At 48.7% G+C, this 14,825-nt stretch carries 9 protein-coding genes and 1 tRNA gene; 5 read left to right on the forward strand and 5 right to left on the reverse strand.

Translation table 11 applies throughout. From position 1 onward, the window contains the following. The first annotated feature begins 113 nt into the window (after nt 1-113). Complete coding sequence (gene msrA / locus Pan161_RS10285; RefSeq protein WP_145226462.1) at nt 114-833, forward strand: peptide-methionine (S)-S-oxide reductase MsrA; 720 nt, start codon at nt 114-116, stop codon at nt 831-833. Nucleotides 834-1,016: 183 nt separating this feature from the next. On the opposite strand, the gene Pan161_RS10290 is transcribed toward msrA, so the two are convergent. After that, nucleotides 1,017-2,183: a GNAT family N-acetyltransferase gene (locus Pan161_RS10290; protein ID WP_145226464.1), complete on the reverse strand. Its 1,167-nt coding sequence runs from the start codon at nt 2,181-2,183 to the stop codon at nt 1,017-1,019. Between the two features lie 867 nt (nt 2,184-3,050). Here Pan161_RS10290 and Pan161_RS10295 point away from each other — a divergent pair. Then, nucleotides 3,051-4,265 (forward strand): NAD(P)/FAD-dependent oxidoreductase, encoded by a 1,215-nt coding sequence (locus tag Pan161_RS10295; protein WP_145226466.1) that lies wholly within the window; start codon nt 3,051-3,053, stop codon nt 4,263-4,265. Next, nucleotides 4,265-5,041 carry a glycosyltransferase gene (locus Pan161_RS10300; protein ID WP_145226468.1) on the forward strand — a complete coding sequence of 259 codons (777 nt, stop codon included), beginning with the start codon at nt 4,265-4,267 and terminating at the stop codon, nt 5,039-5,041. Before Pan161_RS10295 ends, Pan161_RS10300 begins: the two co-directional genes overlap by 1 nt. A 101-nt stretch (nt 5,042-5,142) precedes the next feature. On the opposite strand, the gene Pan161_RS10305 is transcribed toward Pan161_RS10300, so the two are convergent. Continuing rightward, on the reverse strand, nt 5,143-6,345 hold the full coding sequence (locus Pan161_RS10305; RefSeq protein WP_232103685.1) for a GNAT family N-acetyltransferase: 1,203 nt from the start codon (nt 6,343-6,345) through the stop codon (nt 5,143-5,145). A gap of 556 nt (nt 6,346-6,901) precedes the next feature. Between Pan161_RS10305 and Pan161_RS10310 the strand changes: the two genes are divergently transcribed. After that, complete coding sequence (locus Pan161_RS10310; RefSeq protein WP_145226470.1) at nt 6,902-7,231, forward strand: hypothetical protein; 330 nt, start codon at nt 6,902-6,904, stop codon at nt 7,229-7,231. A gap of 433 nt (nt 7,232-7,664) precedes the next feature. Here the strand turns inward: Pan161_RS10310 and Pan161_RS10315 are convergent. Further along, nucleotides 7,665-7,738: transfer RNA gene (locus tag Pan161_RS10315), tRNA-Ile, on the reverse strand. A gap of 282 nt (nt 7,739-8,020) precedes the next feature. Between Pan161_RS10315 and Pan161_RS10320 the strand changes: the two genes are divergently transcribed. After that, on the forward strand, nt 8,021-9,118 hold the full coding sequence (locus Pan161_RS10320) for a sialidase family protein (protein ID WP_232103686.1): 1,098 nt from the start codon (nt 8,021-8,023) through the stop codon (nt 9,116-9,118). On the opposite strand, the gene Pan161_RS10325 is transcribed toward Pan161_RS10320, so the two are convergent. Further along, nucleotides 9,115-11,187, reverse strand: a complete 2,073-nt coding sequence (locus Pan161_RS10325; protein WP_145226474.1) for a CehA/McbA family metallohydrolase — start codon at nt 11,185-11,187, stop codon at nt 9,115-9,117. The two genes, Pan161_RS10320 and Pan161_RS10325, sit on opposite strands and share 4 nt — an antisense overlap. 51 nt (nt 11,188-11,238) lie before the next feature. After that, the gene (locus Pan161_RS10330; RefSeq protein ID WP_145226475.1) at nt 11,239-14,748 is read right to left on the reverse strand and encodes a PVC-type heme-binding CxxCH protein; all 3,510 of its coding nucleotides are present in this window, start codon (nt 14,746-14,748) and stop codon (nt 11,239-11,241) included. Between the last annotated feature and the right edge of the window lie 77 nt (nt 14,749-14,825).

A 14,825-nucleotide genomic window follows, 5' to 3' on the forward strand; every position in this document is an offset into this window, starting at 1 on the left:
AGCTGGCAGAACTGCTTTCTCTCTGTCCTTCATGCCGCCCATTGCCTAGAATACTTCAGGCGTTCTACGAACTCTGAACTTTTCTGACATACACGACAAGGGATAAAGGTGTCATGACGATTTCACAATTACCACTGTTGCTTTTCATTGGTTTATCGCTCACTACACTCTTCACACTGATCAGTGGCTGTGAGAAATCCATATCCATGGAAGACCGCCCGGTCGCCATTACAGAGGAGCAGCCTCAATCCCCGGAAACTCCCGTTGCACAGGCAAAAGACGGCCTGGAAGTTGTCACACTGGGCTCAGGCTGCTTCTGGTGCACTGAAGCCGTCTTTCGTGAGCTGAAAGGGGTCAAAGCAGCAGTTTCCGGATATTCCGGTGGCAAAATCGACAATCCGACTTATAAAGCCGTCTGTAGTGGCACTACGGGGCATGCTGAAGTCATTCAGGTCACATTCGATCCCCAACAGATCGCTTTTACCGACATCCTAAAAGCCTTCTGGGAAACGCATGACCCCACTACATTAAATCGCCAGGGCGCAGACGTGGGGACGCAGTACCGTTCCGCGGTTTTCTACCACAACGAGAAACAAAAAGAAGAAGCCACCGCTTATAAAAAACAGTTGGATGAATCGGGCCAGTTCAAAAGTCCCATCGTGACGGAAATCACTGAGTTCGACAAATTCTACCCTGCTGAAAACTATCACCAGGACTACTTCAAACTCAATCCGGAAAACCAGTACTGCCAGTATGTCATTCGTCCCAAGCTGGAAAAGTTCCGCAGCAAATTCGCTGATAAACTCAAGAAAGCGGAACCTGAGAAAGAATGATGGTTGGATCAGAGAGGGTCGGGAAAGTGATTTCACATCCGATGCGGATCGCTGCACCTTCCGCTCCACGCGGGGCACAAATCGCTAAACGCCAGGTCGCTGATAAATTAGCCTGTATCCAGTTTGACTGTAGCGGATCCAGAGCCAATTGAACCGAGTATAATAGATTAAGAGACGCTATGGTTAAATGTGATGCGCTCTAGAATAACCTGTGACCGTTCTCTCATCAGTGGATTCGTTTGAAAATCGGTCGCGATACCAGTCGGCAAACTGATGACTGAGCTGCATCAACTTAGCGGTCACGGATGTCGCAGAATAATGTACATAGCGGTAACTGTTCTCTATCGAGGTGTACCAGTTTTGCTTGGCTTCCAGTGAACCGGGGCCGATATCCAGAATCCGGTCTCCACGCTGCATGCTGTCTCGAATCATCCGTCCCATCAATACACAACCTGCGCCTTTGACGGAAATACGGGGATCAAAGCCCATTCGTAGCGAGTAAACAAGTCCTTCATAGACATAGTTATAATTGAAAGCAGCCGGGCGGCCTGCAACATACAGCATATTCAGATCGACGGTCCCTGCCTGAGCAGCCCGCTCATGTGCGTCACGGAAAAATGGCGCGACGCTCGCATGCGACAGTGTGGTCCCCGTTGTTGATCTCCCTTGCCAGCTCTGGCGGGCGATCTCTTCACATTGATCATACAGATCCCAGCGTGGATCGCCTTCTTCAGAACCACTTCCCCGGGGACGGTATCTGAGATATCTCACGTCTCCTTCCTGCTGGACTCGTTTTTCAGAACACAGGTACGTCTTGCGGGCTCTGGTCGAGCGCGACTCCAGATATTGATCCCAGTTCTGCTGAAGATCCACACAGGCTGTCTGGCACCACAAAAGTCTTTCGAATGAAACGCTCTCGGACTTTAACGCCTGTTCTGTTGCTCCCCGATCAAATCCGCCACTGTCTACGCATCGCAGATCAATCAGGTCCCAATCGCGCCGGGCATGCTGAATATAATTTAAAGCAGTACGTAATGTCGTTGTCTGATTGGCAGACACCGGGCCATAAAAACTGCCCCAGTCATCAAAAGGAAATGTTAAAATCCGACAGACACCAAACTTTGATTTGATACTGCGCACGCAGAGAGGAACAATTCCCGTCACCTGCTCACCATCTCGAATCATCAGCACTCTTAATCTCTGATCTGCTGCAAAATGTTGCCAGTAAACCTGTAACCATTCCAGTGACCGGAAAAATGTTCCCCCTGGAGTGACTCGCAGCAACCTCAACCAGTCCGCCCGATAGTCGGCAAGTGCGTCAATCTCGTTCAACTCAATAACGTCTGACATCTGTTTCTCGCCTCAGAATTCCTGTTCCGGTCTTGATGTATCGCTTTGTAAAGACATATGAAATCGTGAGGCCTGAAGAATTAATCAGAAGCCCTGCTTAGTAACGGAATATTCTGATACGCGATTCTGCTATCTGGTGGGAATAACAAAAATTCGTACAATATCATTCGAAACCTGAAGAGCTATCCCTCAGAGTCACATGTTTTTGAAACCTTAGTTTGCGTACACTTAAAAGTGCCCTATTTCGTTCTTGCCTCAGGATTTTGAAGCATAAAATCAAACGAGAATGTCAGGTTTTAACGATTCTAACGAAAACAGACGATTAAATGTGACAGAATTAAATGTGATAATATGATGTCGCTGGATGATCATTCAACCTGTTTGAATCTCATGAATTTCCGAATCGTGTCATAGCAGACAGAAGTCGCTTTGATTGGATTTCTCTCTCTCCGGATCTTTTCAAAGAGTACTGGCGAAACACCGATTCTGAATGATATTGCCTGCCGTTTAGTTTATCATCACAAGTTTGAGGCATCCTCCTGGAAACAATTCAGCTAACAGGTTTTCAGTGTTCTGATTCCAGTTCGATTATTTTCAGATCTTCTTCTGGCGATGCCTGGAGATTTCATCTTCTCATTTTACAGGAAAATCTCCTATACTCTCCTGTTCCTGAATTTCAGAATCTGGTTATTGTCCGTCAATTTCAGTCATAAAGAGGCATTGATGCACAACGCCAGGCAAATACAGGAAGTGCACTCATTTTTGAAAGTTGATGTAGCAGTTTCTGAACAAAATGTGATGTGATCAGTTCATCGGCAGCGTCTTAACTTTTTCTAAAAATCAAATCCTTTGTAAGACAGAGTCAGAATGGCATCAACACGAATAGTAGTCCTCGGAGCCGGGCTGCAAGGTACCTGTGTTGCATTGGCACTTGCGCATCGTGGTCATCCTGTGACTTTAATCGAAGCCCTGCAGTCCCCATTACAAGCATCCAGCTTGCGCAATGAAGGTAAAATTCATCTGGGATTTGTCTACGCACTGGATCAGAGTGGCAGGACACAACACAAAATGCTGGAAGGTGCGCTCAGCTTCTCACCGCTTCTCGATCGCTGGTGTGGTGAACTCCCCTGGCAAGAGTGGCGATCAGATGCCTTTCACTATGCCGTCATGCCAGACAGTATTGCGACCATTGAAGAACTGGAACATTCCTATGAAACTCTGCGCAACAAGGTATCAGACTTTTCACAACATGAACTCTGTAAACCGAGTTACCTGGGACAACAGCTGACATGGCTCTGGCGTAGAAGTCCTGAATCAAATCTTGCTCAGTTTAACCAGGAACTGAACCTAACCGGTTTGATCCAGACTCAGGAACTTGCCATCGATCCACTCCAGCTCTCAACAAGACTGGGACAGCAATTGAACTCTCATCCCATAATTGAAATTCGTTACGGAGTCGGCGTGGAGGGTGCAGAAAGGCGTAACGGAGGCTTTCGATTGCATCTGAATAGTAACGGAGCCGCTGAAATCCTTGACGCCGATCTGGTAGCCAATTGCACCTGGAGCGACCGCGTTCGCATCGATGCCACACTCGGCATTCCTTATGATCCGTCAACGCTCTGCTACCGAGTCAAACATTCGATCATGGCTCGGCAGAAACCGAACTCACGTCCTCTGATTCCCGTCACGATGGTCCAGGGACCTTATGGCGATGTGGTTCCCAGACGTAACAGACAGATTTATATCAGTTGGTACCCCGAATGCCGTACTTATTTTGGCAAGCTCCCACCGCGTCAATCTTTTGAAGATACTCAAACTGCACAAGCTGTGGCTGAGCGTTCCCTCGCAGCCTTACAGAAAATTCTGCCAGGATTGCGAAATGCATCCATTGTGTCTTCTGCTGCCGGGGTGATCGTAGCCCAGGGCTCCACAGATATTGAAGATCCGCAAAGTACGCTGCATCGGAGGGATCATTTTGGGGCAACGACATATGAAGGCTGGTGGACCGTAGATACCGGCAAGCTAACCAATGCACCACAACTTGGAGAAATCACTGCGGCCGAAATGTGCAGAGCAATCTAATGAAATCGGATTCCCCCCCACGTCTGACAATACTGATGCCGATTCACCGTGGTCTGAAATGGATCAGTAGTATTACGGCTACAATCGACCGCAGCCCTGTCGACTGTCGCATCATCGTCAGTGACATCACACTCCTCGACAATACATTAGATATTCTGGAACAACGCAATCAGCGGGACCGCAGGATCACCTTTCGTCGTAAACAGGGAGCCGCTGACTGGCGCATTCATGTCAATGAACTCCTGACCATGGTCGATTCCGATTTTTTTTCTATCATGCCTCAGGACGATGAATTCATTCCCGGCTACTATGAATCACTTCTTACGGCTCTCGATTCAAATCCCTCCGCGGGTCTCGCATTCGGTGTGATTGACAAGCTGGATTTGAACAAAAACGAAAAGTCACGCATGCCTGGGGTCCCCATCCCTCTGGGACAGAAACCAGCGTGGCAGGAAGCAATCTATCTCGACCAGCATTGGAACCTCGGGATCCCATATCGAGGAGTCGTAAGGCAGAAATGGAATCAGCCGCTTCCCATGTTTCCTTATGACTTCGCCGATCAGATCTGGGTCTTTGGAATCGCGCTGCAGGCTTGTCTCATCGAAGTCCCGACAGCGATCTATCTCAAAAAATATCACGATGAAAATACTCACTCGACCTGGACACCGCTCAGCGGTGAAACCAGGCAAGAGGTGCTGCGTAATGAAATTAAAACAAAACTGGCCTCTGATCCAGCAGCCATGCATAACGCTCTACAAGAACTGAACCAGATTTAGTAACCAGAGCTTCAAACCAGAACAGAACTCTCTGGCACAACAGGACGGCTTGAAGTATCCCAATACCTGGCTCCATTCTTGTTCAAATGACTCGCATTCACTCAATGTTGAGTCACTTGTAATTTCTGGCCAGGGACTTTCTGTATCTTGTCAGTATCATTACTGGAAAACCGATCTCGAAACCAGGACGCCACTTGATGACTCAGGCGTAAAACATTTGCAATGGCAGACGCAGGCGAGTAATACACATAGCGATAGCTGTTTTCCACCGATGTATACCAGTATTTCTTGGCATCCAGGGCACCTGTCCCGACATCCAGAAGCAGATCTCCCCGATCCATACTGTCATGCAGGATGCGCCCCACCAGCAGTCGCCCCAGTCCCTGGTCGGAGACTTCAGGGTTATAGCCCATTCTCAAACCATTGATCAGACCGTTCTGGGCAAAGTTATAGCTGAACGCAGCCGGCTGACCGGAAAGAAAGATCAGGTTCAAGTCGAACGCTCCGGCTCGTATAGCGCTTTCATAAGAATCTCGAAAAAATTGATTCACAGTCGCATGTGTGATTGTGGTTCCTGTTGTAGAAGATCCCTGCCAACTCTTTGCGGCGATCTGTTCACACATCTCATAGAGGTCCCAACGTGGATCACTCTCACCAAACGCTTCGCCGCGCGGACGATATCGCAGATGCTCAATCTCGCCTTGTGCCTGCAGATTTCGCTCAGCCCGCGTGTAGGTCTGGCGGGCCTTTCGAGGTCGGGCAGACAGATATTCTTCCCACGTCTGGCTGAGATCCACATAAATCGCCTGCTCCCACAGGAACTTTTCAAACTCCATATTTTCCGCCTGGAAGGCGCGCTCGGTCGCCCCCCCATCAAACCCGTCCGTTTCGACACACCGCAGATCGATCAAATCCCAGTCGCGATTTGAGTGCTGAAGATATTCCAATGCAGATCTCCAAGTTGATTCCTGGTCAGCCGAAACCGGTCCATAGAAACTCCCCCAGTCATCAAAAGGAAAAGTTAAGATCCGACAAGGCCCGAATTTGGATTTTATTTTTTTCCAGCAGAGCGGCACGATTCCTGTGACTTCACCATTCTCGCGCACGATCAGCACACGTAGTTTCTGATCGGCAGCAAAATGTTTCCAGTAAACCTGCAGCCATTCCTGGGAGCGGAAAAACGTCCCCCCCGGCGTGATGGAAAGCAGTCTGGTCCAGTCACTCTGAAATTCATTTAATGCTTCGATTTCATTCAGTTCGATCACATCTGTCATGGCGGGCTCATCTTTTTTAATAGAAGTCATATTTAGCAGTCAGCGCATCAGTTCACAGTCTCTCTGTTCTTCTCTAAAGTTTACGTTGTGTACACTGATTGCCAAATAGATCAGTCAAAAAAGAAAGGAATGCTGAAGCGGGGTTTTAACGAGTCTCAGTATTACACCGAAACTGCGGAATAAATCGCTGTAGAAACCAGCGCACATGCATCAGAGAAAGAGTGCTACAGAATTGATTCAAGCTGACTTTGAAATGGATCACTCAGTTAAGATGGCCCTCAAATGGTCGAAGAATACCTGAAAAGAGGCTGGGAGTTGAAGAATACAATTCCAAAACAGTACTATGGTTAATGAAGAGGCAGTTAATGGATCCGGCGCAGCTTCTGACAGGGGCTCATCAATTTGCGATGGACCATTAACAAATGCATTCAATCGAGACCTGAGCAATGAAACCTGACAGGCTACCGGTTCAGAATTTGAAAAAAATGGCTTACGATAAATATGTCTCGAATCGAAACGGATCTCTTTTTCTTAATTTCAAGCAACAGCTTGAACCAGTACACAATAGTAAAGGACGCTAACCTGCATGAAATATTTATTACTGATTGCAATTCTGATCACTGGATGCGCAAATGAAGCGGCTGAAATGAAAGAAAAAACAGTCGAAGCAGATTCTGCCATTGACCTTGGAAAAGTAGATCTTCCCGTCCCCGAAAACTTAGAGACTGACTCCGCAGCGCTGGAGCAAATCAAAGCCAAACTGGACTGTATGGAGTGCGGTATCAAACGAGACGATAAATACGAAAACAAAACCAGCCTGCGTTATTTTGTGGACTGTGACACGATCAAGTATGTTGTTACGTATGATCCGGAAAAAAAAGAAGTGCTGGAGTCCGAGTTGGTAGAGACTAACTAAAGTAGAAATGAGACTGACTAATACTCGGTACTGCACAGTTTGAAGTAGTCAAGAATCAATTCATTAACCAGATCACTCCTCTCAGCGCACCAAAGCAATGGATCATAGAAAGATTGATAAAAATGATAGAAAGCAATTGCTTCCTGTCCTGTTGAATCTTCATAAAGTAAGTAAACAGGACCAATGCTCATCACATTTATGGCAAAAAGCATCGGGACTGCAGAGTAGAAAAACCGGATGAATCTGGATTCTTTTTTTCTGACATGCGACTGATCTCAGAGTTACAAATATCTGATAAATACAGTCCAAGCCATCGAATACCAAAAGCGATAGCCAATCCACATTACGAAACGGCAGCCCTTAAATTCACAGAAAAAGCCAGAAAATGAAATGGCATTAGATAGGGCCAAAGAAAAGAAAGATTCTGAAAAAATAGGGCCGACAGGACTCGAACCTGTAACCAACAAATTATGAGTTTGCTGCTCTAACCGATTGAGCTACGGCCCCAAGTTGTTTTCAGATTATCATTTACCACGATCAGCTTGATATTAGATATTGATCAGTGACTGTTGATGTCTTTCATGGAAATGTAAGGCTGATAGCTTACTGGACCTCTGAGGGACTGTCAAAGCAACAAGAGTTGAAAGCTGCATTCCTGTTTAACTTTCCGTCAATTTTGCCCGTCTGTTGAAGTCTGACACGAGCCACGGTAAACAGGATCGTAGCAGCATTCGTTTTTTCGGGATTTTTCCCTGTCCCTCATCGGAGGCCGGTTCTCATATGCATCCCATGTCTCGATCTGCCCACCATCGCTTTCCGGTTCATCTGCTGACATATTGCAGTCTCTGTCTGATTTTCGGAATCGTCAACTTCCCGATCAAAGCAGAGAATTCTCCCACCGCACCAACATCGCCCATTCGAGTTGGATCTGTGGTCGGCGGACACATTCACCCTGCCCTCTGTCGTGCTGCAAACGGTGACCTGCTGGCGGTCTATAACGAAAATGGAGGGGGTGGAAAGGAACTACTGCTCGCGCGGTCTACCGATGGCGGTTTGACCTGGTCGGCCAGTCAACCAATTCCCATGATCAAAGAGTGTTCTATTTATCCGGGCTCACTCACTACACTCAAAAGTGGCGAAATTGTCCTGCACTGGTCCTGCTATCGTGTAGAGGGTGAACGGCGCTGGCGCGTGCCTCAATTCTGCACGTCAAAAGATCATGGCGTGACCTGGGCTCCCGTCACTGAGATTCCGCTGAACGACTATACCAACTACACCTGCCTGCGACACCCGATTCTGGAACTCGATGCCAATCACTGGGTCTGCCCCTTCTATGATCGCACGGTAATTTATGATCGCAGCAAGAATACCATCACTCCTTTTGGCGATGGTCGCAATCACGGCATGGTTCCTATTGTACGAACAAGCCAGGGTACTTTCATCAGCGGAGCGCCACAGGGCCATGCTCCCGTCCCTTCCGGAAAACCAGGCAACATGGTGTATGGACTTCTTTCGAGCGATCAGGGACAAACCTGGCAACCCCTGCAGTCACTCCCCTACTTTGGTGTCGCCGGCTATGACCTGACTGCTCTGAAACAGGGGTCCGTTGTTCTCACTTCGATCCTGTATGGAGTGGGTCGGGATGATGAATGGGCTTATGAGCTGCAACTCTCGCATGATGCAGGTCAGACCTGGGACAAAGACCATGCCGTAATTATTTATAGCCCCGGTCGCCCGATTAAAGGTCGGGGCTGGCCGCGTACTGTGCAAATTGATGAGGAGACACTGGGCACCCTGTTTTACGATCTGGATCCCAAGCAACCCGGTGGTCCCGGCGTATTCTTTATTCGCACACCAATCAATGCACTACAGGCAGACGAACATTAATTTGTTCTGCGGGCGATCTGGCTGGCACGCCAGGCTTCTCCATACAGGGCAAATCCAAGTTGCACGGCATTCGACGCGCCGCGCAGGGCTTTCGTCAGCTTCGGATCGAAGGGCTCCAGACCACGCATTCTTAACAGACTGGCAACCTGCATGACGACAGCCTGATCGTACCTGTCCAGCTGCTTGAACAATGTTTTCAGATCTTCTGCATGCTGTTTTACCAGTCCTTGCGCATACTCGTAAGCAGTCGTTTTTTGACCATCGCCGTCCATATCAATCCAGACCGCTCCCGTCGAGCCCACAACCTGTGATTCAAATTCCGGAGAATCGGGTTGGTAAGGTTTCGCGAACTGCCAGTACGGCGCAGACACGCCGGGGCCCGTCGCCACCGCCACCAGAAAACAATCGTGTGATGGCTGTTTCAGTTTCCAGGTCCCTTGCCACTTAATGCCTCCCTGCTTAGCAGATTTGATCGACTCACTGCAAATTAACTGCCCGTTCGCATAAAGCTGGATCTGCTCTGCTGTCACCCAGGAGGGCCCTGAAACTGTCAGATTCACATCCCATTTTTTCGCTTGAGGCACAAGTTCCCCCGGACCATACCGGGAATTCACTTTGATCTGAGTCAACAGTCCGTAAGAAAGGAGTACCTTACCATCGACAAAGTTTTGAATAGTCTGGTTGACATCAATCTTCCCCGAATCCTGATCATCCGCTTGGATATAGGTTCGAGACTGACCAACGATATAGCGACTGACATCATGCGAATCGCTGCAACCCACGGGTGTCAGAAACTGGCCGCGGTTCAAGGCGCCAAACCAGTCACGATACAGCTGCAACACCTCCGTCTGTGTTGCTCCCGAGTTAATAATTTCCATCGCATTTGCCTGTAACCTCCAGCCATCCAGGTTCTCGCCGGTCAGGCTGAGGTAATTTTTCGGATCGAATGGACGGTATTTGGAATGAATATCACGGGCATGATTTAGAATCACAGCTTTCACATGAGGAGTCGCCAGAATACTCTCGAAGATTCCATCCCAGTCGGGAAGTTGATAATCGGGAACCGGCCCCCCTTCCCGAACAGGAAATACATTGAAGTGCCCCCATTTCGTTGTGACTTCGTTGCCAATTACGGGCGTGAAATACTGCCTTACCTTTAATTTTCGCGCGAGTGGTTCGTAGTTGATCTGCTTATTATGATCGGTGGCAATGGGAAATTCGATGTGCTCTCCCGCCAGGGTCAGCATGCGTTCTTCCATCGAACAATCGCCGTGCCCCGAATGGGTTAGCGTGTGAATGTGCGTATCACTGCTCACATATCCCGATGTATTCACTTCCCGGCCAATCTTAAGTTCGATTTTCTTCTGATCTCCTTTTTTCAGGATCAGTTGCCGTTGATCGACTCCGTATTCGAAACCACGTCCGGCATACACAGTATATTCACCCGCTGGTAACTGGAATTGCGTTTCCCCATCGCGGGTATAAATCACTCCTGTCCTCACCGCCTGATGTTCATTGGATTCAGCAGAGGTCACCACCAGCGTCCCCTCAGCATCCACAATGGTAATACGACAGGGAATGCCCTGCTTTGTTTCTTTGTCAGTCACTTGGATTGATAATTGTGCTTCCGAAAGAAACTCAGAAACCGGTTCCGTCAGAAGCACTATCTCTCCCACGCTGATATCATCAGGAGTAATCTTGCCTGACTGGTATATCCGCAATTCATTGACGCCTGTTATTACCGCGCCAGCTGGAACCGGTAACAGCAGATGCTGATCCTGTTCATGACGAATCAGTTTCCCCAGAATTTTGCCATTCAGTTCGACATTCCAGGTCTGCTTGACATCCTGTTGACGCAAAAACAAAACGGTTTCCCTCGGATTTGACTTTGCATTAAATCGTAGGAAAAGTTCTTTGACCTGTGCCTGTTCCGGAAACGTTGTCCATTCTCGGTCCCCCGAGTGGCGCAAATGAACCAGTTGCTCGGTAATAATCACCGGATCTGCGGCCAGTGTAGCTTGAGTAAATACCAGGCAAAGTATCAGAGTCAAAAAACAGGAGACCGGCATGGCGAGCGACTTTCCTTCGGCACAATTATGAAGATTGAATATCAGAAACAATCAGCGAGCTGCTGTTTCTTTTTTAGTATTTTGCAGGAGGTAAGCCAACAGATCGTGAAGTTGTTGGGGTGTTAGAATCTCCAGTAGATTCGCAGGCATCAACGAGAGTGGTGACTGCTGCTGCTCCTCAATTTCGTTTTTCGGGATTGTAAATTCTTTCCCTTTATTATCGATAAACACCAGCACCGCTCCTTCTTCCCGTCGTTTCAAACCCGAAAATACGCGTCCGGCATCAGTAATGATTGTCGTTGTGCGAAAATTGATATCGACTGCACGATTCGGATCCAGCACATCTTCCAGCAGTCGCTCCAGCCCCCGATTCCCGATACCATCCAGCTGAGGTCCCACAACTGCACCTTTGCCTGCCAGTTGATGACAGATGGCACAGTTTTTTTCAAAGACCACTTTTCCATTTTCCACAGATAATTCAAAACCAGTATGCGACTTGAAATGTTGAGCAATATTTTCCTGTGTCTTTTTTTCGCGGGGAGGCAAAGCGCTGAGTAGTTTTTCCGCCCGACGTTTAAGCTCAGAATCGGCTGACTGTTGAATCTGATTTCGGATCACAGGCTCTGCCAGCAGCTGCGCTGCCATTTTTCCTTGTTCTGCAAAAGCAATCAGCCGCTCAATTCCGCCGGGCTGTTGAGACACTTTGTCAGCTAAATCAGTCTGCAGACGGGAAGGATACATCTTGAATGCGCGCTGCAACAGTACATCAATTTGATCGTGCCTCTGCTCTATGACTACCTGAATCACCTCCTGCTGAAAGCTGTCTGCAGCAGGATATCGTGGAACCGGCAGCGGAAACAGAGGACGAAATGCGTCAGTTCTATCGAGGGCAACTACCGCTGAAGCAAGTTCATTTTTCAATTTTGGATCGAGGTGTGGCTCAGCCAAAAGAGTGACAAGATCATCACGGGCGGCATGGATTTTAAACTGTTCTACCAGAGAGGCGGCAGCGGACCAGCGGTTGGTCTGCTGCTGCAGACTCTCGCGGGGAATGGAAATCACTTCCGGTTGAAATCGCCCGATCGCCAGCCAGGCATAGGCTTTGCCGGAATCACTGTCAACCACTTCCAGGTAACCTTCCATCCCTGCGAACGCTTTCAAATCCCAGTGCACCCGTTGAGCCAGATCATTCCGGGGTGCAGAGACCCGCTTCAGAACACGTTGATCATCCACACGACGCAATTGCACATAATTGAATCCATTATCGGGCTGCCTGGGAAAACCAGTATGGCCAGCCAGATAGAAACTCAGTTCCGAAGGAATCGCAAAGGGACGCGAGATCAGTCGTCCGGTCGCCCGTTCTCCAGCGGGCAGGCTGCAGAAAAAGGGAGCAGACTTTTTCCCGTCAGAAGAGGCTCGCTGTTGCAACGTCCAAGGGTTTTCACTGCTCTCCTCACCGAGCGGGTAGTTGACCCACTGCACCGACTCCGTTTCCTGCTGCTTGAGTAATGCTTCAGTCAGTTGAGAAGCCCAGCCCGAAAGTGCAGCATCGATGCGCAACCCTTTCTGCTGATATCCCTGCAATACCGCCTTGATAATTTCCACCTGCAAATCAAGGTTTGCCGGCAGTCGCATTTGTGCCAGCTGAATCACCTTGGATAACTTCTCCGCTGGTAAATATCGCACCATATGCCTGAAGTAATCCGGCAGTTTCACTGAATTCACCTTTTCTGTCTGCAGATAACGAAGCAGATAGAGAGCCGCCTGCTCGGTGGGAACCGCCAGAGTTAGCGAGGCCAGTTCGCTACTCTGTTTCGGGCTCAACGTCTTCCAGTCCAGCTGTTTAAAGATTTCAGAATCCCGAATCTGCAGCATCAAAGCCCGTCTCGTAACATATTCCAGATGATGGTCGTCTGCAGGAATCTGTTTCTGTAGAGCGAAGAGAGCAGGGATATTCTCTGTCACAGGGTGCAGTCCCAACGCTTCTGCTGCAGCGCGTTGCACAAATGCATTTTCATCTCGCAATGCATCTGTCACCTGCTGACGATTGCCTGGACTCCACGAGTTTCTTTCCGCTAGTATTTTTGCCGCATGAATTCGCACCAGTTCCGAAGAACTGGCAAACGCTTTCGCCAGAAGATTGTCTGTCAACGCGTCTCTGCGAAACAATATCCATAGAGCATGCACGACGATCGTCGGCTGTTTCGCTTCGAGTGCCACTTTCTGTAACGGCTCTATCACGTCCAGTTCCGTCTCATCAGAAAGATAATCCGTAATCAGCATGCGTGTCGTCAGATTAGAAGTACCCAGGGCAGCAATTAACTGCTCGACGTTCATCTTCGAATAGTCAATCGGAGTATGATCTTTGCCTTTACACACAATCCGCCAGATGCGTCCCCGAAAGCGATCCCGTCCCGGATGATTGAGGGGGACTTCATAATGTCCGATAATCTTGTTATAGAAGTCGGCCACATAAAGGGCACCATCGGGTCCCTGTCGGATATCCACCGGGCGAAACCAGGGATCGGACGAGATCAGAAAATCGGGTTCTTCCTGCGCGATGATCGTCGAACCATGATACACAGGATTATTCCGGTTCACGCGGCTCGTCATGACATTCCCGCTGAAGAAATCGCCTTGATAGTCCTCAGGAAACTGATCAGCAGAAATAATTTCCACACCGGCAATCGCGGTCGAACCATGCAGATGTTCCATCATAGGCTTCACAAATCCCAGCCCATCATGCGGTTTGCCAAAACTCGGATAGTATCCGCCGCGTAGAATCTGATAGATCGGCTTTGAGTGACAGTCGGCTGTGAACAGATTCCCATTATCATCAAAGGTTGAACCAAACGGATTCACCTGACCGTGTGTGAAATGTTCAATCCGCGAACCATCCAGCCGCATCCGATAAGTATTCCCCGACTGCATCTTAACGACATGCCCGTCACTGCCACTCACCCGGGTCTGGTTGTTAAATCCATGGTTCGCATATAACCAGCCATCAAAGCCCCGTCGAAACGAATTATTCATGCCGTGTGTATCGCGTTCAAAGCCCATCGGGCCGAATAACTTTGTGACTTTGTCTGCGTGGTCATCTCCGTCGGTATCTTCGTAATAGCAGATATCCGGAATGCTGAAAGCGATCACCCCATTTCGATACGGATACAGGCCGATCGGAATATTCAGACCTTCCACAAACGTCGTAATTTTGTCTGCGCGACCATCGTCGTTCGTATCTTCCAGAATCTTAATTGCGTCTTTCCCCTGTTCTCCCGGTTTAACGGGGTGAGGATATTCGGAAGATTCCGTGATCCAGAGACGGCCTTTAATGTCAAACGCCATATTTAATGGTTTCTGAATCTCAGGCTCTGCCGCGAATAACTGAATCTCAAACCCGGGAGGCAGTGTGAAAGACTTCTGCTCGGATTGGGGAGTCAGTGGTTCTGTCGGGCGAATGAATTCGCGAAACGGATTATCCGACTTTTGAGCAAATACGAAAGCTGGCGTCAGCAGACACCAGCCGAGACACAACCAGGAAGTCCGAAAATTCTGCATCATCGTTGCTTCACCTGTGAATCTTCAAAAGAATAAACCCGTCTGCTGTAGGCACCGGAAGTGACAGCAGACGGGTTCAA

The sequence above is a fragment of the Gimesia algae genome, assembly GCF_007746795.1.
Classification (GTDB): Bacteria; Planctomycetota; Planctomycetia; order Planctomycetales; family Planctomycetaceae; genus Gimesia; species Gimesia algae.

What these genes read in the sequence shown, in the direction of transcription:
- msrA (WP_145226462.1), top strand. Translation starts at nt 114, where the DNA reads ATGACGATTTCACAATTACCACTGTTGCTTTTCATTGGTTTATCGCTC.
- Pan161_RS10290 (WP_145226464.1), bottom strand. Translation starts at nt 2,183, where the DNA reads ATGTCAGACGTTATTGAGTTGAACGAGATTGACGCACTTGCCGACTAT.
- Pan161_RS10295 (WP_145226466.1), top strand. Translation starts at nt 3,051, where the DNA reads ATGGCATCAACACGAATAGTAGTCCTCGGAGCCGGGCTGCAAGGTACC.
- Pan161_RS10300 (WP_145226468.1), top strand. Translation starts at nt 4,265, where the DNA reads ATGAAATCGGATTCCCCCCCACGTCTGACAATACTGATGCCGATTCAC.
- Pan161_RS10305 (WP_232103685.1), bottom strand. Translation starts at nt 6,345, where the DNA reads ATGACTTCTATTAAAAAAGATGAGCCCGCCATGACAGATGTGATCGAA.
- Pan161_RS10310 (WP_145226470.1), top strand. Translation starts at nt 6,902, where the DNA reads ATGAAATATTTATTACTGATTGCAATTCTGATCACTGGATGCGCAAAT.
- Pan161_RS10320 (WP_232103686.1), top strand. Translation starts at nt 8,021, where the DNA reads ATGTCTCGATCTGCCCACCATCGCTTTCCGGTTCATCTGCTGACATAT.
- Pan161_RS10325 (WP_145226474.1), bottom strand. Translation starts at nt 11,187, where the DNA reads ATGCCGGTCTCCTGTTTTTTGACTCTGATACTTTGCCTGGTATTTACT.
- Pan161_RS10330 (WP_145226475.1), bottom strand. Translation starts at nt 14,748, where the DNA reads ATGATGCAGAATTTTCGGACTTCCTGGTTGTGTCTCGGCTGGTGTCTG.